The sequence below is a fragment of the Spirosoma migulaei genome, assembly GCF_054776855.1.
In genome coordinates this window covers 173,691-193,040 of sequence record NZ_BAAHBG010000001.1, presented here as the reverse complement: position 1 = coordinate 193,040, position 19,350 = coordinate 173,691, and the positions used below count along the sequence as shown (strand labels likewise).

The following is a 19,350-nucleotide window of genomic DNA, read 5'->3' as shown; positions in this document are numbered from 1 at the left end:
GATGCTTAATAGAGGACAAAAACAAAAAATTAATCCCACAGAATAGCCAATCGATATAATTAACAACATAGTGTTGGTCGAATATTTTTTGCAACCCATTTTCATAGCAATATTTCTTCTGTAAGTAAAAACTAAAGAAAGGAAATATCATAAATAGAAATGATAAAAATTTGTACTTCATATATTTTAATTTTGAGTGGTGGTGACCATTAAATAAGAACCTAAATTAGGTAAGTATACATATAAAATAGACAACATTCAACATCATATTTATAAAAAAAAGTGACGAACATAAGTACATCAACAAACATTTGTACCAGCAACCATTATACTATGAGGCAGTGTGATTCACTCGAAATTCACCACTTACTAACTCTAGTCACAGTAGGCGAGCTCCTAATTCCCTATTTTTTTAAATACTTTTCCATTGGTAGAAATTAAAAAAAGTATCCAGGTATTGACAAGTAAGAAAAAAATTGGGCTTTTCAGTTTAGCTTTTTTCGTTGTTTGGCTATTAATTCCACAGAAGTTCTCAATGCCTGTGGACAAAGCCTCGAAGAAAAGTTACAACCCAAAATCATTTTGGTACTACCCATGGGGAAAATCTATAACACACAAAGGCGTCGATATCTTTGCGAAAGAAGGCACAATTGTTCACTCGTCAACGATTGGATTTGTTCTTTACAGCGGACAAATTAATAGAGGAGGAAATGTAGTTTTGGTGTTAGGTCCGAAATGGCGACTTCACTATTACGCTCACCTGCAGACAATAAAAACGTCAACTTTTTCTTGGGTAAACAGGACTAAAACTATTGGAACAGTTGGAACGAGCGGAAATGCAGTCGGTAAAGAGCCCCATTTGCATTATTCAATAGTAACAATTATTCCATATTTCTGGCGTATTGATAGTAAAAGGCAAGGTTGGAAAAAAATATTTTTCCTTAATCCAATTGACTACTTGGACAACTATTTTGAACGTAAAACTTCATAATAGATATACAACCGTATGAGAAAACTACTACCATGCCAAATCTCTGTCTGTAACAAGTGCTATTCACTGATGGATTAGGCTGTATTTTTTTCTAATTTAGTTTCCCGCTGACAGGAGCCATATCCCAAACCAAAGCTGGCCCCTCTTTGATGTTGAATCCAATAACTAACCACCCAATTCAAATCCCTAAACCCCATGCTCTACATCACTCAGCTAATTTTCATCAAAGAAGGCCAGGAGCAGGTATTTCAGCAATTTGAAGACATTGCGATTCCGACAATCGCGAAATACAACGGACGGCTCTTGCTGCGCGTACGGCCTACAGAGGACGCGTTCATCGAACAGCAGATTGATAAACCCTACGAAATTCACCTCGTGGAATTTGATGCAGAGCAGGATTTTGAAAACTTTATGCAGGACGACGAACGGAAGAAGTTCCTACACCTTAAAGAGCAGTCCATCAAGGCGTCAATCCTGATCAAGGGAACAAAACTATAATACCTACAACCCCCTAAATTAAGCCTTCGTCACCATATCAACCGGCTGCGACGATGCCCGGACAATCATCCGGGTTGGAATTCGGATCATGTTGGGTTGCGCTACTTTTTGCTTGCCTTCAATCAAGTCGATCAATTTTTCGGCGGCTGTCTGACCAATTTCAAGAGCAGGCTGCACAACGGTACTCATGGGGGGTGCGAGCAAATCGGCAACGGCGGTGTTCGTAAAACCAATCAGCGAAATAGCTTCTGGAATGGCTACGTTGCGCTTTTTCAGGGCAGCTAAACAACCCAGCGCCAGCCGGTCACCAGCGGCAAAGAACGCATCGGGGGATTGATTCAGTAAATCATTCACAACGGGGTCCACGTCGTTCTGGTTGAATTCAGAATACCGGATCAGGTTTTCATCGTAGGGCAAGCCGTATTTCTCGAGGGCGGCCCGATAGCCTGCCAACCGCTCCTGGGTAATAGAGATGTAGGACGGAATAGCCAGATGCGCGATGCGCCGTCGGCCCGATTGAATCAGGTGCTCGGTAGCCGCAAAGGCACCGGTAAAATTATCGGCAGTGACGCAGAGTGAATCCAGCTCTTTTGAAACCCGGTCGAACAGGACAATGGGTAGTTTTCGATTCTGCAAGTCGCGCAGATGTGCGACATCTGCCGTACCACCCGACAGGGAAATAAGTAACCCATCTACCTTACGGGCAACCGCCTGCTGCACAATCAACAGTTCCCGTTCGTAGGACTCGTGGCTTTGAAAAATGATAACCTGATAGCCCCGGCTGTAGGCAATGGCATCGATCCCATTGATCGCCTGGGAAAAATAATTATTGGCAATTTGAGGAACAATAACCCCAATAACCCGGCTACGGTTTTCCTTTAAGCTAAGTGCAATTGGATTAGGCCGGTAATTGAACCGTTCGGCGTATTCGACGACCAGACGTTTGGTCTCCGGATTAATTTCATAGCTATCCCGCAACGCCCGCGAGACCGTCGAGGTCGAAAGGTTTAACGCACGCGCAATATCTTTTATCGTAATGGCCTCCAAAACAAAATACTGGTAAAGTACAAAAATTAACTAGTTCCTCGATACGTCAGTGATATAAGGTAAGTAGTGCGGTCAACTACTCATTTCTACGTTTTCCAGTAGGATAATCAAAATCCGGCAACGTTCCCGATAACGTTTGCGTGAATAAATATCTTTAAAAGTTTCTAACTAACAAATAGCCTGCTTAACCTTAGGAAGGCAAGTAACTAAACACTACTGCCAATGGGTTATTTGTTTTCCATAAAAAAGACAATTTTCGACATAGTTCCATCCGGCCTTATGAATCCCCTATCTATCCAGTCGCTGCCCCTGATTCAATCCAGCACCGATGTCAGTTTACCAATCCATCAGTTCCAGCAGCTACCCGAGCGGGTGCTTCAGTTCGGAACGGGTGTTCTGTTACGCGGCCTACCCGATTACCTGATCGACAAAGCGAATCGTCAGGGTATTTTCAACGGGCGAATTGTGGTCGTAAAATCGACGGATGGGGGCGATATGTCGGCCTTTGCTCGACAGGATAATTTATATACGCTCTGCATTCGGGGGGTTGAGAACAAAAAACTCGTTGAAGAAAACGTGATCTGCTCGGCCATCAGCCGGGTCTTGTCGGCGAAACAGCAGTGGGACGAGATCTTACGCGTTGCCATCAGCCCTGACCTGCAAATCGTCCTATCTAATACGACAGAAGTTGGTATTCAGTTAGTGCAGGACGATATTAAACAGTCTCCGCCGGAGTCATTTCCGGGCAAATTACTGGCCGTATTGTACGCTCGCTATCAAGCGTTTAACGGTGATCCCACAAAAGGGCTGGTCATCGTTCCAACGGAACTTATTCCAGATAACGGCACCAAATTGAAAGCTATTTTGCTGGAATTGTCCAATCAAAACGGACTGGAAGATACCTTTATTAATTGGCTCGAAACGGCTAATACCTGTTGCAATTCGCTGGTTGACCGAATCGTACCCGGCCGCCCAGACCCCGCTACCTATAAAGCGCTCTCTGAACAACTTGGTTATGAAGATGAGCTACTGACCATGTCGGAAGTATACCGACTGTGGGCTATCGAGGGAGACGAACATGTACAAGATATTTTGTCGTTCCATCAGGCCGATGAGAATATCTTCATCCGTCCCAACATCGACCAGTTCCGCGAACTGAAGCTTCGTTTGCTCAACGGCACCCATACACTGAGTTGCGGGCTGGCGTATCTGAGTGGTTTCGAAACGGTTCGGGAAGGAATGGACGATGAGGTGCTATCAGCATTTATCAGTAGCGTAATGCTGGCCGAATTGATTCCGGGAATCCCCTATTCGGTGGATGAAAAAATCGCGCAACGATTTGGTTTTCATGTGCTTGACCGCTTCCGAAATCCATTCATCGAACACCGCTGGATAGCCATTACGATGCAATATTCAGCTAAAATGCAGATGCGTAACATTCCTACGCTGCTCCATTATTACAAGCAATTAGGCGTAACACCCCGCTATATTTCCCTCGGCTTTGCGGCTTATCTGCTGTTTATGCGAGCAACCACACAACAGGATGGTGTATGGTATGGCGAACGGGCTGGTGAGGCTTATCCCATTCAGGATGCGCAGGCTGGCTATTTTGCCGATGTATGGGCCCGCCTGACACCCCAGGAATTAACGACAACTGTCCTTCAGAATACAGCGCTCTGGGGGCATGACCTGAACCAGTTACCGGGCTTTGCTGATTCGGTAGCTGGTTATCTGACGCAGATGATCGAAAACGGCGTATCAGTAACGTTAGCAGCTCAGTTCGACCATATAGAAAGTGTAACAAAATGAATAATTGAAACACAGAGGCACAGAGTTATTCACAGAGAACACAAAGGAAAAAATAGGTAGCTAAAAATTGTATCTCTGTATTCTCTGTGAATGACTCCGTGCCTCTGTGTTTCAATTACGTTATATCAAGATGAAACAGACCGTTTTAAAAATACATCCTAACGACTCCGTGCTGGTCGCTCTCACCGATCTGGAACCGGGCGAACGCGTGCAGGACGAAGGCAATTCGATACTGGTGACCGAGGCTATCCCGGCAAAACACAAGCTGGCGATCAATGCATTTGCGCCCGGTGACTCCATCACGATGTACGGTGTGCTGGTCGGTAAAGCCAGGCATGCGATTCCGGCCGGTGGTCGGCTGACGACGTTCAATGTGCAACATGCACCCAACAGCTACGATCTGCATGCGGCATCGTATCAATGGACACCACCCGCCGTTGATCAATGGAAGAACCAGACGTTCATGGGCTATCATCGTTCCGACGGAAGCGTTGGAACGGCCAATTACTGGCTCGTTATTCCACTGGTATTCTGCGAAAACCGAAACATTCAGGTACTCGAAGAAGCGCTCGTCAATGACCTTGGTTACGGTCGGAAGAAAACCTACCAGCGGCAGGCTCAGGAATTGAAAGCGCTGGTTCAGGCCGGGCGCTCCGTTGAAGAAGTGTTGCAGGCTGATCTGCAAAGCGCAGAACAATCGGTAAGTGGCCAGTTAAAACTATTTCCGAATGTTGATGGCGTGAAGTTCCTGATGCACGATGGTGGTTGCGGAGGCACCCGACAAGATGCCCAGGCGCTCTGCGGGATGCTGGCCGGCTACATCACTCACCCGAACGTGGCTGGCGCTACCGTCCTGAGTCTGGGTTGCCAGAATGCACAGGTGGCCATGTTGCAGGAAGAAATCCAAAAGCGAACTCCGCATTTCGACAAGCCGTTATTTGTGCTGGAACAACAAACCGTTGGTACTGAAGAATCCCTGATTAGTCAGGCACTCCGCCAGACATTCGCGGGACTGATGCAAGCCAATTCAGCTGTCCGACAACCCGCTCCACTCAGTAAACTGGTCATAGGATTGGAATGTGGTGGTTCCGATGGTTTTTCGGGTATTTCGGCCAACCCGGCTGTGGGCCATGCGTCTGATTTGATGGTTGCGCTGGGAGGCACCGTTATTTTATCGGAATTCCCCGAACTCTGTGGCGTTGAGCAGGAACTTTGTGATCGCGCTGTTGATGCCGAAACCGCCACCCGGTTCCGCGAATTGATGAATATTTACGCTCAGCGAGCCAAAGAAGCTGGGTCGGGTTTCGATATGAATCCATCGCCGGGTAATATCCGCGACGGCCTGATTACCGACGCCATGAAATCGGCGGGCGCGTCAAAGAAAGGTGGTAGTTCGCCCGTTGTGGCCGTGCTCGATTACCCGGAACCCGTACGCAAGCAGGGTCTAAACTTACTATGTACACCCGGCAATGACGTAGAATCGACGACGGCAGAAGTGGCTTCAGGCGCTACGGTTGTCCTGTTCACAACCGGACTTGGTACGCCAACCGGCAATCCAATTGCGCCCGTCATTAAAATTTCGAGCAATACGGCTTTAGCTAACCGAATGCCCGATATTATTGACATCAATACCGGTACTATTATTGATGGCGACGAAACCATTCAGCAAGCTGGCGAACGAATTCTGGAACACATTATCCGGGTAGCCAATGGTGATCTGGAAATAGCCGCCGTCCGCCACGGTCAGGATGATTTCATTCCCTGGAAACGGGGAGTTTCCTTATAATGAATAATGAACAATGAACAATGTATAATGTAAATGTCTGTCCATTATACATTGTCCATTCTCCATTATTCATTAGTTTATCGATTTACCCCCATGAAAAAGCCCTTTCTGAACAACGATTTTTTGTTGCAAACCGAAACAGCCCAACAGTTGTATCACGAGTTTGCCAAGCCGATGCCCATCATCGACTACCACTGCCACCTACCTCCCGATCAGATTGCGGAGAATAAGCAGTTCGAAAACCTGACGCAAATCTGGCTCTACGGCGACCATTATAAATGGCGGGCCATGCGCTCGAATGGAGTCGATGAAAGCTATTGCACGGGCAATCAGTCTGATTTTGCCAAGTTCCAAAAATGGGCAGAAACTGTACCGTATACCCTTCGGAACCCACTTTACCACTGGACACACCTGGAATTACAACGGTATTTCGGCATCACCGAAACGCTTAATGGCAAAAACGCCCGGCGTATCTACGATGCCTGCACGGAACAGTTACAGTCGCCGGATTTTTCGGTTCGGAATCTGCTTCGTCGGATGAACGTCGAAACTGTTTGTACAACCGATGATCCAGTCGATTCGCTGGAAAATCACCAGAAGCTTGCTAATGAGGGGTTTGAGATTGGTGTTTTGCCAACCTTCCGGCCCGACAAAGCCATGACCGTTGAGGATGCCGGGGTATTCAATCTATATGTTGCCCGTTTAGAAGCGGCCAGCAATATCTCAATTAGCAGCTTCAATGATTTTTTGACTGCCCTTCGCCAGCGGCACGATTATTTTGCGGCTATGGGTTGCAAACTTTCCGATCACGGTCTGGAACAGATTTACGCAGAAGACTATACCGACGCAGAAATCAGCCTCATTTTCGATAAAGTTCGTTCGGGGGATGAGTTGACTGGTTTAGAAGCCCTGAAGTTCAAATCGGCGATGCTGGTTCATCTGGCAGAGATGGATTGGGAAAAAGGCTGGACACAGCAGTTTCACCTCGGAGCGCTTCGGAACAACAACAGCCGGATGCTTCGTCAGCTTGGCCCCGATACCGGCTGGGATAGCATCGGCGATTTCGCCCAGGCGCGCGCCCTCTCCCGTTTCCTCGACCGGCTCGACACGAACGACAAACTAGCCAAGACGATTCTGTACAATCTTAACCCCAACGATAACGAACTTATCGCGACCATGATTGGTAATTTCAATGATGGATCGGTGGCCGGAAAAGTGCAATTTGGGTCGGGTTGGTGGTTTTTGGACCAAAAAGAGGGTATGGAACGGCAAATCAATGCTCTTTCTAATATGGGCTTGCTGAGTCGTTTTGTAGGCATGCTCACCGATTCACGCTCGTTCCTGTCGTACCCCCGGCACGAGTATTTCCGCCGGATTTTGTGCAATATGTTCGGCAACGATATCGAAAACGGTGAACTCCCCGACGATATGGACTGGACCGGCCAGGTAGTGCAAAACATCTGCTACGGAAATGCTAAAACCTATTTCGGATTCAGCAATAAGCCGATGTCGTTGACGGTTTGATCACTGATGGGTGATGTCAGTTTCTCAAAACTGACACTGAGCGGTTTCTTAAAACCGCGTTTGTAATTCATTTCAGACGGTTTTGAGAAACCGCACTTGTCAGGTTTAGAACCTGACATCACAGGATCGTTAAACTCTCGTTCTCGCTTGGCTTTGCCGAGTGAGAGCAGGGAACAGGAACCAGTTTATATGACCAAAGTCTGCTGCTTCGGCGAGTTATTATTACGATTTTCTCCAGTCGCTAATGGCGAATGGATTCGGCAAACAGCCATGCCCGTATTTGTAGGCGGGGCCGAACTGAACGTGGCAACCGCATTAGCCAATTGGGACGTACCCGTAAAATACAGCACGGTTCTTCCCGAAAACTCGCTGGCCGACGATATTATCGGGTACGTGTCCGACAAAGGAATTGACCCATCGGGCATTGTTCGTTTTGGGCAACGGGTGGGGAGTTATTATCTGCCCCAGGGAAGCGACCTTAAACATGCGGGCGTCTTTTACGACCGGGCTCATTCGGCTTTTTCAGAGTTGGCGGTTGGCAAAGTTGATTGGAACACTGTCCTACAGGATACTAGCTGGCTACATGTCAGCGCCATTAGTCCGGCGTTGAGTGCCGATGTAGCCGCAGCCTGTCAGGAATTAGTGACTGTAGCTTCGGCTAAAGGCATTACCGTCTCAATCGACCTGAACCACCGGGCGCGGCTGTGGCAATATGGAAAAGCCCCTACCGACATTATGCCGGGTATCGTTGACTATTGCGACGTTGTGATGGGCAACATATGGGCAGCCAATGCACTACTGGGTATCCCGGTCGATACGCATATCCATAGCAAAGGGCAACAGAGTGATTATCTGAACCATGCCCTGGCAACGTCAGAAGCGATTCAGAAACAGTTTCCGCGCTGTAAAGTCGTGGCCAACACATTCCGGTTCGATACGCCACCCGCTGGGCTTCGCTATTATACGACCCTGTACACGGGTGGTCAACAATACGTTTCGACTGAATTACTGACCGATTCGGTGGTTGACCGGGTGGGAAGTGGCGATTGCTTTATGGCAGGACTAATTTATGGGCTCTATAACCAACATTCACCACAGGACGTGGTCGATTTTGCTGCTGCCGCTGCTTTTGGTAAGTTGCAGGAACTCGGCGACGCCACAGGTCAAACGGTGGCCGATATAATTCAACGAAGTAGTTTGAAGTCTGCAGTTTAACGTTTGACGTTATTGTTTCAGGTAAGAATCGTTTTCTGGAGACTTAAGCCAGACAAACCGCAGACTTCAAACCTCAAACGACAAACAACCTTAACCACAACGAATTTATGCCCGTATTCTCCCCAAAAGAAATCCTTGACCTGGTTATCAATCACCCGATTGTACCCGTATTCTACCATCCCGACGCCGACCATGCTCAGGCTATTGTGCAAGCTTGTTACGACGGAGGTTTACGCGTATTTGAGTTCACGAACCGGGGCGACAAAGCGCTTTCTGTTTTCACTCAGTTAGCTGGCTATGTACGAAAAAATTGTCCCGAAATGGCACTGGGTATCGGCACGATCCTGACCGCCGATGATGCCCGGAAATTTATAGCCGCCGGGGCCGATTTCGTGGTTCAGCCCATAACAACACCCACGGTGGGCGATGCATGCCGCGTTCAGGGCGTCCCCTGGATGCCAGCGGGTTCTACACTGAACGAAATTTATCAGGCTACCCTGCTGGGTGCTGATCTGGTAAAAGTGTTTCCGGGCAATGTGGTTGGGCCGGGCTTTATTAAAGCCATCAAAGGGCCAATGCCTTCGCTGAAACTCATGGTTACGGGGGGTGTTGAACCAACGAGTGAGAGCCTGAATGCCTGGTTCAAAGCGGGTGTTACGGCCGTGGGCATTGGCTCGCAATTATTCTCCGGCGATAGCGCCGACCCATCAGCTTTACGAGACCGCGTAGCTGCCCTAGTCCAGATTGTTACACCCTACATTCCTCAAGCCGCATGAATAAACCCATGGGAAGCTACCGCTGGACTATTGTAGCCCTGCTGTTCTTTGCGACCACCATCAATTACCTCGACCGGCAGGTGGTTGGCTTATTGAAGCCCGCGCTGGAACAGGAATTCCACTGGTCGGAGCTGGATTTTAGTCGAATTATACAGGTTTTTTCGGCGGCCTACGCCATCGGGTTGCTTGCGTTTGGGCGGGTAATCGACCGTATCGGCACCAAAATGGGCTATACGATCTCCATTATTTTCTGGAGTTTGGCCGCTATGGGTCATGCGCTGGCCACCAGCACGTTCGGCTTTATCATTGCCCGTATTGGGCTGGGGCTGGGCGAAGCCGGTAACTTTCCCGCAGCCATTAAAACTGTAGCCGAATGGTTTCCCAAAAAAGAACGGGCCCTGGCAACGGGTATTTTTAACTCAGGAGCCAACATTGGTGCGGTGGTCGCGCCGATCTTAGTACCCTGGATTCTGGGTGTTTACGGCTGGCAAATGGCATTCATTATCACTGGAGCCGTTGGTTTTGTGTGGCTGGTTTTCTGGCACTTTACCTACCAGATACCCGCGAAGCAGGCTAAACTTTCTAAAGCCGAATTCGACTACATTCACAGCGACAACGAAACTACTCCCGACGATGTGGCCGATCACGGCAAACCCGTATCCTGGGCTAAACTGCTCAGTGTTCGTCAGACCTGGGCGTTTGTTTTCGGTAAGATGCTGACCGATCCCATCTGGTGGTTTTTCCTCTTCTGGTTGCAGGATTATTTTGCCACTACGTTCCACCTCGACACAAAAAAGCCAAACCTATATCTGGCGGTTCTGTATACGCTGGTCAGTATTGGTAGCATTGGCGGAGGGTATCTATCATCGGCGCTGATTAGTCGGGGATGGACCGTCTGGCGGGCGCGCAAAACGGCCATGTTCATCTTCGCCTTACTGGTGATACCCGTTATTGCTGTTCGCTTTGGACCGGGTATCTGGGGCGCTGTTGCTCTGATTGGTTTGGCTGGTGCTGCCCACCAGGCCTGGAGCGCCAACATTTTTACAACTGCTTCCGACATGTTTCCGAAACGGGCCGTTAGCTCAATCGTGGGCATCGGCAGTATGGCCGGTTCAATTGGCGGTATCATTTTCCCGGAGATTGTCGGCCGTATTCTGGATACGTATAAACATGCGGGCGACGCCCAGGGGGGGTATAGTATCATCTTCCTAATGTGCGGATCGGCCTATTTGCTGGCCTGGTTGGTCATGCACCTACTTACCCCAACCATGCAGCCCGTTAATTTAGGAATACCTGAATCAGAGCCAGTTGCTTAACTGTTTGACGTTTGCAGTTCGAGGTTTGATGTTGAATCCAGAACATCAAACCTCGAACTGCAAACGTCAAACCTAAGAATATAATAAACCTATATAAAACGTCCAGATAAGTCTAAACCTACCAAAAATCCCAGTTAATCGGTAAACTATCTATTTATATCTAATTTTTCGATACGTATGGACGTGCAACAAATCGACATTACCGCTTCACATCCGCTGGCCCTACCCGTTGGGGTAACGCTCGACCGGTACATTATGCACCGGCAAACCGCCTTTCCTTATGCTACAGGCGAACTTTCACAACTCCTGCGCGACATTGCCTTGGCGGGTAAAATCATCCACCGGGAAGTAAATCGGGCGGGACTGATCGACCTCACGGGCGGTATGGGCATTCAGAATGTGCAGGGCGAAAGCCAGCAGAAACTGGACATGATTGCCAATATTCGGTTCAAACGGGCATTGACCAACGGCGGAGAAGCATGCGCCATTATTTCGGAAGAAGAAGAAGATATTATCTATACGGGCAACAATCACGGCAAATATGTAGTAGCGATGGACCCGCTCGATGGCTCATCGAATATTGATGTAAACGTCTCCATTGGCACTATTTTCTCCATCTATCGCCGGGTAACCCCTATTGGAAGCGAGCCCACCCTGGCCGACTTTCTACAAGGTGGCCGTCGACAGGTGGCGGCTGGCTATATTCTTTATGGCTCCTCGACCATCATGGTCTACACCACGGGGCATAGCGTTAATGGATTTACCTACGATGCCTCTCTGGGCGAATACATCCTATCCCACCCCGACATTCATAGCCCCTGCACCGGTCAGATTTACTCCTGCAACGATGGAAATGTAGATGGTTACGAGGACGGGATCAAAGAGTATTTAGCTGATTGCCGGAAGAAACAGTATTCTGCCCGATATATTGGTTCGTTAGTTGCTGACTTCCATCGTAATCTGCTCAAAGGCGGCATCTATTTGTACCCGCCAACGAAGAAAAGCCCAGATGGTAAACTACGCCTGCTCTACGAGGCTTTCCCCTTAGCATTTCTGGCTGAGAAATCAGGCTGTTTGGCCACCTCAGGCCATCAGGCCATTCTGGATATTAAACCCCACAGCTTGCACCAACGGACACCGTTGTACATCGGTGCGCCTGTAATGGTGGAAAGTTTGATTGATTTATTGAAGTAGAAGCTTCTGGTGAAGCTGTTTAAACTTCCCCTTTAATAGAAAAAGCTATGCTGTTTTTTTGTCATCCCGACGCCAGGAGGGATCTCAAGTTTGACTAATACGGAAGCTTGAGATCCCTCCTGGCGTCGGGATGACAAAAAAACGCAAACCCAAGCTAGAGAATGAAAGTTAAAACAACCCCATTACAAAACCCTTCTCCCAAGAATAACAAAAAAACGCTGTTTTATCCTGTCTAAAAAACCCACTATCTTGTCGGTATCATTATGCATTCGTTTAGCAACCGATAAGATGCTTCCAGCCCGTTTTTTACTAGCCGCTTTTGGAGCGATTTGTTCCTGCCCGCTGCTGTTCGCCCAACAGACCATTTCGATTTCTTCGCCCGATAAAGGCATTGTTCTTTCAGTCAGCAATGCCCAAACTGGCGCGGTCACCTATAAGGTTTCGTACAAAGGCAAAAAGGTCATTGAACCCTCGGGGGTTGGGTTTATAATGAGCAAGCCGAAGATATCGCTAACCCAGTTTACGATTGCATCGGCCGATTCATCAACCAAAGATGAAACCTGGAAACCGGTTTGGGGCGAGGTCAGTCAGATCCGCAATCACTATAAAGAACTGGCACTTACCTTGACGGACAAAGGCATTTCGGGAATTAAAATGCGGGTTCGGTTTCGGGTGTTTAATGATGGCGTTGGTTTCCGGTACGAGTTTCCGCAACAAACGGCCCTTACCCATTTCGTTGTAGCCGATGAAAAAACGCAGTTTGCGCTGTCCGCCGACCATAAAACCTTCTGGCAACCTGGCGATTACGACTCAAATGAATACCTCTATAACACCACCCGACTGAGCGAAGTTGATGCGGTTACGGCGTCGAATAAGGAGAAAGACACGGCCTTAAAATCACTCATTGGGCCAAATGCGATCCAGACACCTTTGCTCTTTAAAACGGGCGATGGGCTTTACTTCAGTATTTACGAAGCGGCTTTGCTCAATTATCCAGTCATGCACCTGCAACTGGACAAGAAGAAATTAACGCTCACCTCGCAATTAGTGCCCGATGCCGTGGGGAACAAAGCGTATTTACAAACGCCCACCCAAACGCCCTGGCGAACGATTATCGTTAGCGACAAAGCTACCGATATACTGGCCTCCAAACTGATTCTGAACCTGAACGAACCCTCAACCATTGCCGACCCATCCTGGATAAAACCGCAGAAATTTGTGGGCATGTGGTGGGAGATGCACATCGGGAAAGCAACCTGGGAAAAAGCGGGTGGCAAACACGGGGCCAATACCCAGAACGTGAAAAAGTACATCGACTTTGCCGCAAAATACGGCTTCGATGGAGTATTGGTGGAAGGCTGGAACGTGGGTTGGGAAGACTGGTTTGGCAACTGGAAAGAGAACGTGTCCGACTTTGTAACTCCCTACCCCGATTATAACCTCGATTCACTAACGGCCTACGCTCAATCGAAAGGTGTTCGGATTATTATGCACCACGAAACGTCCGGTTCCGTCACCAACTACGAGCGCCGGATGGATGCCGCGTTTCAGTATATGGTGAATGAAGGCATCAATACGGTGAAGACGGGCTACGTGGGCCGGATTATTCCACGCGGTGAACACCACGACGGGCAGTGGATGGTTGGCCATTACGAACGTGTAGCCGAAAAAGCCGCCCAGTACAAGATCATGATCGATTCGCACGAATCGGCCCACCCAACCGGTTTGCACCGTACTTACCCGAACTGGATGGCGAGCGAAGCTGCACGGGGCAGCGAATTCAACAACGCCCCTACCCTCGGCATCACGCCCGAACACACCACGATTCTGCCGTTTACCCGAATGCTGGGAGGGCCAATGGATTTCACGCCGGGTCTGTTCCGATTTAAACTCAACCAGTTCGATAGTACCCGGACAACGCGCGTTCGCACAACGCTGGCGAAACAATTGGCCCTGTATATCACACTCTATAGCCCGCTGCAAATGGCCGCCGATTTGCCGGAAAACTACGAGAAACATCTGGATGCCTTTCAGTTTATCCGGGATGTGCCCGTCGACTGGGACGATACCAAAATTATTGCTGCTGAACCAGGTGATTATCTGATCATTGCCCGAAAGACAAAAGGAAAAGATAGCTGGTTTTTAGGGGCAATTACGGACGAAAACAGCCGGGACATATCCATCGACTTTGACTTTCTGGAGCTTGGCAAAACCTACGAAGCCATCGTTTATCGTGACGCCCTCACTGCCGATTGGCAAGCCAATCCCGAAGCGTACACCATCGAAAAGATACCCGTGAACAGTAAAACAAGGCTGCCTATTCATCTGGCCAAAGGCGGTGGTTGTGCTATTCAGGTGAAGAAACAGTAAAAGCCATAACTATCTTATTCCAACCTCATTAGTCAGTTCAGGGTCTACCAGGCAAATCAACGACAATGGCCATGAAAAACGGAATACAGTTTTTTTGCTTATTGGTTGGTATCTGGGCTTGTTCAAAATCAAACAACGACTCGGCTATCAGTCCGGATGGAGTGGACGGGCCAAAGAATGCCACCGCGCTACTGAATGACGAAGACTGGTATGGGCGTGGAACTGCATCTAAACTGGTGGCAATTTCAGGAGATACCTGCCGCATAAATCGGTTCAACGTGTACATTTCAAATGAGCTGCCTTACCCAAAAGGAGCCAGAAAAGCAGCGCCTTACAATTGTATTGGCCCCTGTGACCAAACCCAGTACCTGAGTTTCGAGAAAGTGCCCTTAGCCATTGGAAAATACGATGCGGTCAGGCTAACTAGCTGTACACCTGCTCCAATTACAGGTGTCAGTTACGGGCTAATTATTGGTGGCGATGTGGTTTTTACTGCTTACCGGGCCCAGGGAGCCAATAGCGGCTGGATCGAAGTTACCCGAGCCGATACGGTTGCGAACGTAATTGAAGGAAAGTTTGAGCTAACGCTAACATCGCAGGAGGCCAAAACGGTTCAATTTCGGAACGGCAGTTTCACCCTCCCCCTACAGAAATAAATCGAACGTTTGTGAGTAGGCTGGTTTCTCTTCGAGATTTGACTTATCAACAGTTGGTGTAGTACAGTTATTTTTCAACGCAAAGGCGCAAAGACTGACGCAACGGACGCAATGAAATACTCTTAGCGTTGGTTGCGTCATTTCGTTGCGCCTTTGCGTTAAAAAGTAGAGCATACCGATAAACGAATGAAACTACACAGGTTTAACCTAGGCCAACCTCTTAATACCTACATTCACATATTGCTTCTTGCGGCTGGCTGCGTCATCCCATTTCGGTCATTCAGCCAGTCCGGATTCTCGAAACCGCTTGCCTTTCCTGGTGCCGAAGGTTTCGGGAAATACACAACCGGCGGTCGGGGTGGGCAGGTGCTGATTGTTCGAAACCTGGACGATAGCGGCCCCGGAAGTTTTCGGGAAGCGGTTACAAGCCGAGGACCACGCATCGTTGTCTTTGCCGTATCCGGCACGATAGCGCTCCAATCGAAAATCCTAATCCGGCAGGGCAACCTAACCATTGCAGGCCAGTCGGCACCGGGCGAAGGCATCTGCTTGAAAAACTACAACCTTAGCATCGAAGCCAACAACGTCATCATCCGCTACCTACGCTTCCGATTGGGTGATGAAGCGAAGCAGCAGGACGACGCCATTACGGGACTTCGGCAGAAGAAAATCATGATTGACCATTGCTCCATGAGTTGGGCAACGGACGAATGTGCGTCGTTTTACGACAACGAGAATTTCACCATGCAGTGGTGCCTGATCTCCGAGAGTTTGAACAAGTCTGTCCACGAAAAAGGCGCGCACGGCTACGGTGGCATCTGGGGTGGTCTGGGTGCTTCGTTTCACCATAACCTGATAGCTCACCAAAACAGCCGAATGCCCCGCTTCTGTGGGTCACGTTACCACAAGCAGCCCCAGCGCGAACTCGTTGATTTCCGAAACAATGTCATTTATAACTGGGGAATCAACAATGTGTATGGGGGCGAAAAAGGCAACCACAATCTGATTAACAACTACTACAAGCGCGGCCCAGCAACACCGCTCAACCTGCAAAGCCGGATTGTAAACCCATCGAAACCCTACGGCCAATTTTACGTATCCGGCAATTTTGTCGTAGGCGATTCAGTGATCAGCCGCAACAATCTCGATGGAGGAATCCAATGCGATGAGCCCGATTCAGCCATTGCCACGCAGCCATTTCTAGTTGAAAGCATTGCCGAACAAACCGCACAGCAAGCCTTTGAACAAGTGCTAAACAAAGCCGGAGCCAGTTACCGGCGCGACGCCACCGATGTTCGGATCGCCAATGACGTTCGCGTGGGAACAGCTTCCTTTGGTCCACAGAAAAAAGGAATTATTGACTCCCAAAAAGATGTAGGCGGCTGGGTTACCCTCAAGCAGGAGCCTGCCCCCACCGACACTGACGCCGATGGCATGCCCGACAACTGGGAAACCAACCACGGTCTTGACCCAAGTAGTCCGTCGGATGCCAGTCAGTTTAAGCTCGACGAGCACTACACGAATGTTGAGGTATACCTCAATAGTTTAGTTTTATAGTCGGTGACAGGATAGCGCGAACGTCTTCGTTCGTGCTGATTATTCCCCGGCCTCTGGCCGGAAGTAAGTAACGGCAAGGCAAATCGGCCAGAGGCCGAAGAATAGTCAGCACGAACGAAGACGTTCGCGCTATCCGGCTGGAATCCATTCTGATGTTCTCGCTTGGCTTCGCCGATTGAAGACTATTGTTTTAACGGCCTCTGGCCGGTGTTGTATAGCAAAAACGGGCCAGAGGCCCTTGAAGGAATAGCCCTCACTGGTACGCCAGCCCGGTCGGCAGAGCCAAGCGAGAACATCAGCGCAACCCATCATCATTGCGCAGGATGTGGTAGTAGCGATTTCAAAATGGCACTAAAGGCTAGAATCCACATCCCTTTATGTATAAAATACAATATTACTTTTATCTAGTTTATCTTCGAATCGAGTTCTTACGGGCAATACACATCCAATAGTTATAGGAATACCGAGTTGGTTTATAGTTTGGCAACGTTCCCGGTAACGATTGCATAGAAAAAAGCAATAAATTATTTGTTAAGTTTAACTAATAAGAGGAATTTAATAGATGAAAGGTCCGACAACTGATAGATAAGCTTAACAGCTATCCTTCCTAAAATACAATATTCCTTTTAGGTAGAAGTCGTTCTATTAGTTGTCCGAAAAGCCTTCATAAGTTAAAACTCTATACGTTTTTACCGTGAACTATAAATCGCTCCCCGACGAAATGTTGCTACTCTATTTACGGACAGGAGATCAGCAGGCTTTTCGAGAGATTTACCAGCGTTACTGGAAAAAACTGTATGCCATTGCCAGGCATAAGATCCAATCCCTAGATGTAGTTGAAGAACTGGTGCAGGACATTTTCCTCAAATTATGGGAGCGTCGGGACTCGCTACGGGTCGATAAGTTGGATGCCTATCTGGCTACCGCTGTCCGGTATGCGATTATCAATCACGTCAAATCAACGCTGGTTCACGAAAAATACGCCGACTATGCCTACGCACATTTTACCGAAGCGTCGTACGCAACCGAAGAACAGCTCGATCTGGCCGAGTTAATGCAGGCCGTTGAGCAGCAATTAAATGATCTGCCCGAAAAAACCCGCCAAATATTCCGCCTGAATCGCCTTGAATATCAGTCCGTCAAAGAAATTTCTTCCCAGCTAAAAGTCCCCGAGCGAACGGTTGAGTATCACATTAGTCAGGCCATCAAATCCCTCCGCATCTATCTTCGCGACTACCTGTTAGCCGGCTTTTTGATAGGGTTATTTCTGTGATTTTTAAGGACGTCAACTATTTTTTTGTGATGTCAGATGCTTACATTTGACATGTTAGGTTTCTCAAAACCTAATGAATTAGAGTAGGTTACTCAAAACCTCATAGCATCGGTTAAAAGTAACCGACGCCACAAAACAGTTGGCGCATGTTGACCCTCAGTACGTACCATTCCAAACCCACAAATAAAACTTTATCAAGAATTTGTATCCCCAGCCAATAATAACAGTATATTTTTCAAAGAATTAATAAGATTGATTGCGGTTAGCTGTACAGCTCACTGACTTAGGTAGTAGAAACCATTGCTACTGCGTCATGAGCCGAAAATCATTCGGATTACTCTTACAGAAATACCTGCGGGGGGAATGCACACCTGAAGAAAAATCATTTGTTGAACACTGGTATGGCTTGCTCGAAACCGAAACGGGCGAATCAAATCAGGCGCTGGATACAAACGAACTGGAGGCCCGTCTCTGGAATCAGATCCAGCGTAAAATGGAGACCGATGAGTCTACCGATCAGGGCCGGGTTATTCCGCTACGTACATACCGCTATCGGTGGATTGGAATTGCAGCAGCGTTGCTCCTGGTTGGTGGCTGGTTTTTCGCTGATTTAATACCGCTACGGTCGCTTACAAGCTCGATTCATACCGACTGGGTTGAACAGGCCAATACGTCAGCAAAACCGTTGGTCGTTCGCCTGGAAGATGGAAGCACCGTTCAGTTAGCGGCTCAGAGTTCCCTTCGATTTCCCAAACACTTTACCGCTACCGAACGAACCGTTTACCTGACGGGAAATGCTTTTTTTTCGATTCAGAAAATGCCAACCCGCCCGTTTTATGTCCACACGGGCGAGGTTATTACGAAGGTTTTAGGCACGAGTTTTTTCATCCGGACCAAGGCCGACACTCGTCAGGTACGGGTTGAGGTGGTTACAGGCCGGGTTGCCGTTTATACACAACAGGAAGAGAAGCAACCAGCCACCAATGGCGTAGTGCTGAGCCCCAATCAAGCCGCCACCTTTTTCGCTAAAGAACAGCACTTTGTAACCGGCCTCGTTGATGCGCCCAAAGTCATTCCAGCGCCAGAAACAGACCGAAAGCAAGTCTCCTTTCAATTTGATGACGCCCCCTTAGCAACCGTTCTTGCGCAACTTGAGCAGGCCTATGGAATCGATATTGAAGTCGAAAATGAGCAGCAGAATAACTGCCCGCTCACAGCCGATCTGACGAATCAACCGCTGTATACGCAGTTAGATATTATTTGTGCAGCCCTGAAATCAACATACGAAGTCCAGGGTACCACTATTTTAATCAGTGGCAAAGGCTGCGTTGACTAAGT

General features: G+C 48.4%; 15 protein-coding genes. 14 read left to right on the top strand and 1 reads right to left on the bottom strand.

The features are described from left to right. Positions 1-427 precede the first annotated feature (427 nt). Positions 428-991, top strand: a complete 564-nt coding sequence (locus ACYVGO_RS00700; RefSeq protein ID WP_460966797.1) for a M23 family metallopeptidase — start codon at positions 428-430, stop codon at positions 989-991. A 195-nt stretch (positions 992-1,186) separates the two neighbouring features. Next, complete coding sequence (locus ACYVGO_RS00695; RefSeq protein WP_460966795.1) at positions 1,187-1,489, top strand: DUF1330 domain-containing protein; 303 nt, start codon at positions 1,187-1,189, stop codon at positions 1,487-1,489. A gap of 18 nt (positions 1,490-1,507) precedes the next feature. On the opposite strand, the gene ACYVGO_RS00690 is transcribed toward ACYVGO_RS00695, so the two are convergent. Next, on the bottom strand, positions 1,508-2,536 hold the full coding sequence (locus ACYVGO_RS00690; protein WP_460966793.1) for a LacI family DNA-binding transcriptional regulator: 1,029 nt from the start codon (positions 2,534-2,536) through the stop codon (positions 1,508-1,510). Positions 2,537-2,815: 279 nt separating this feature from the next. On the opposite strand from ACYVGO_RS00690, the gene ACYVGO_RS00685 reads away from it, so the two are divergent. From ACYVGO_RS00685 to ACYVGO_RS00630, 12 genes are all read left to right on the top strand, one after another. Then, entirely contained in the window at positions 2,816-4,345 is a 1,530-nt protein-coding gene (locus tag ACYVGO_RS00685; RefSeq protein ID WP_460966791.1) for a tagaturonate reductase, read from the top strand. A gap of 130 nt (positions 4,346-4,475) precedes the next feature. Then, a complete protein-coding gene (locus ACYVGO_RS00680; RefSeq protein WP_460966789.1) occupies positions 4,476-6,131 on the top strand; it encodes a UxaA family hydrolase in 1,656 nt (551 codons plus the stop codon). 93 nt (positions 6,132-6,224) lie between these two features. Beyond that, a complete protein-coding gene (uxaC, locus tag ACYVGO_RS00675) occupies positions 6,225-7,655 on the top strand; it encodes a glucuronate isomerase (RefSeq protein ID WP_460966787.1) in 1,431 nt (476 codons plus the stop codon). 189 nt (positions 7,656-7,844) lie between these two features. Continuing rightward, complete coding sequence (locus ACYVGO_RS00670; protein ID WP_460966785.1) at positions 7,845-8,870, top strand: sugar kinase; 1,026 nt, start codon at positions 7,845-7,847, stop codon at positions 8,868-8,870. A 107-nt stretch (positions 8,871-8,977) separates the two neighbouring features. After that, the gene (locus tag ACYVGO_RS00665; protein ID WP_460966783.1) at positions 8,978-9,646 is read left to right on the top strand and encodes a beta/alpha barrel domain-containing protein; all 669 of its coding nucleotides are present in this window, start codon (positions 8,978-8,980) and stop codon (positions 9,644-9,646) included. After that, entirely contained in the window at positions 9,643-10,962 is a 1,320-nt protein-coding gene (locus ACYVGO_RS00660) for an MFS transporter (protein ID WP_460966781.1), read from the top strand. Before ACYVGO_RS00665 ends, ACYVGO_RS00660 begins: the two co-directional genes overlap by 4 nt. Positions 10,963-11,139: 177 nt before the next feature. Further along, the gene (fbp, locus tag ACYVGO_RS00655; RefSeq protein WP_460966779.1) at positions 11,140-12,156 is read left to right on the top strand and encodes a class 1 fructose-bisphosphatase; all 1,017 of its coding nucleotides are present in this window, start codon (positions 11,140-11,142) and stop codon (positions 12,154-12,156) included. Between the two features lie 288 nt (positions 12,157-12,444). Continuing rightward, entirely contained in the window at positions 12,445-14,526 is a 2,082-nt protein-coding gene (locus ACYVGO_RS00650) for a glycoside hydrolase family 97 protein (RefSeq protein WP_460966777.1), read from the top strand. Positions 14,527-14,597: 71 nt separating this feature from the next. Continuing rightward, on the top strand, positions 14,598-15,182 hold the full coding sequence (locus ACYVGO_RS00645; RefSeq protein ID WP_460966775.1) for a hypothetical protein: 585 nt from the start codon (positions 14,598-14,600) through the stop codon (positions 15,180-15,182). A gap of 186 nt (positions 15,183-15,368) precedes the next feature. Further along, entirely contained in the window at positions 15,369-16,739 is a 1,371-nt protein-coding gene (locus tag ACYVGO_RS00640; protein WP_460966773.1) for a pectate lyase family protein, read from the top strand. Positions 16,740-17,433: 694 nt separating this feature from the next. Further along, positions 17,434-18,012, top strand: coding sequence for an RNA polymerase sigma factor (locus tag ACYVGO_RS00635; RefSeq protein ID WP_460966771.1), 579 nt, complete (start codon positions 17,434-17,436; stop codon positions 18,010-18,012). Between the two features lie 313 nt (positions 18,013-18,325). Then, a complete protein-coding gene (locus ACYVGO_RS00630) occupies positions 18,326-19,348 on the top strand; it encodes a FecR family protein (protein ID WP_460966769.1) in 1,023 nt (340 codons plus the stop codon). Positions 19,349-19,350 lie beyond the last annotated feature (2 nt).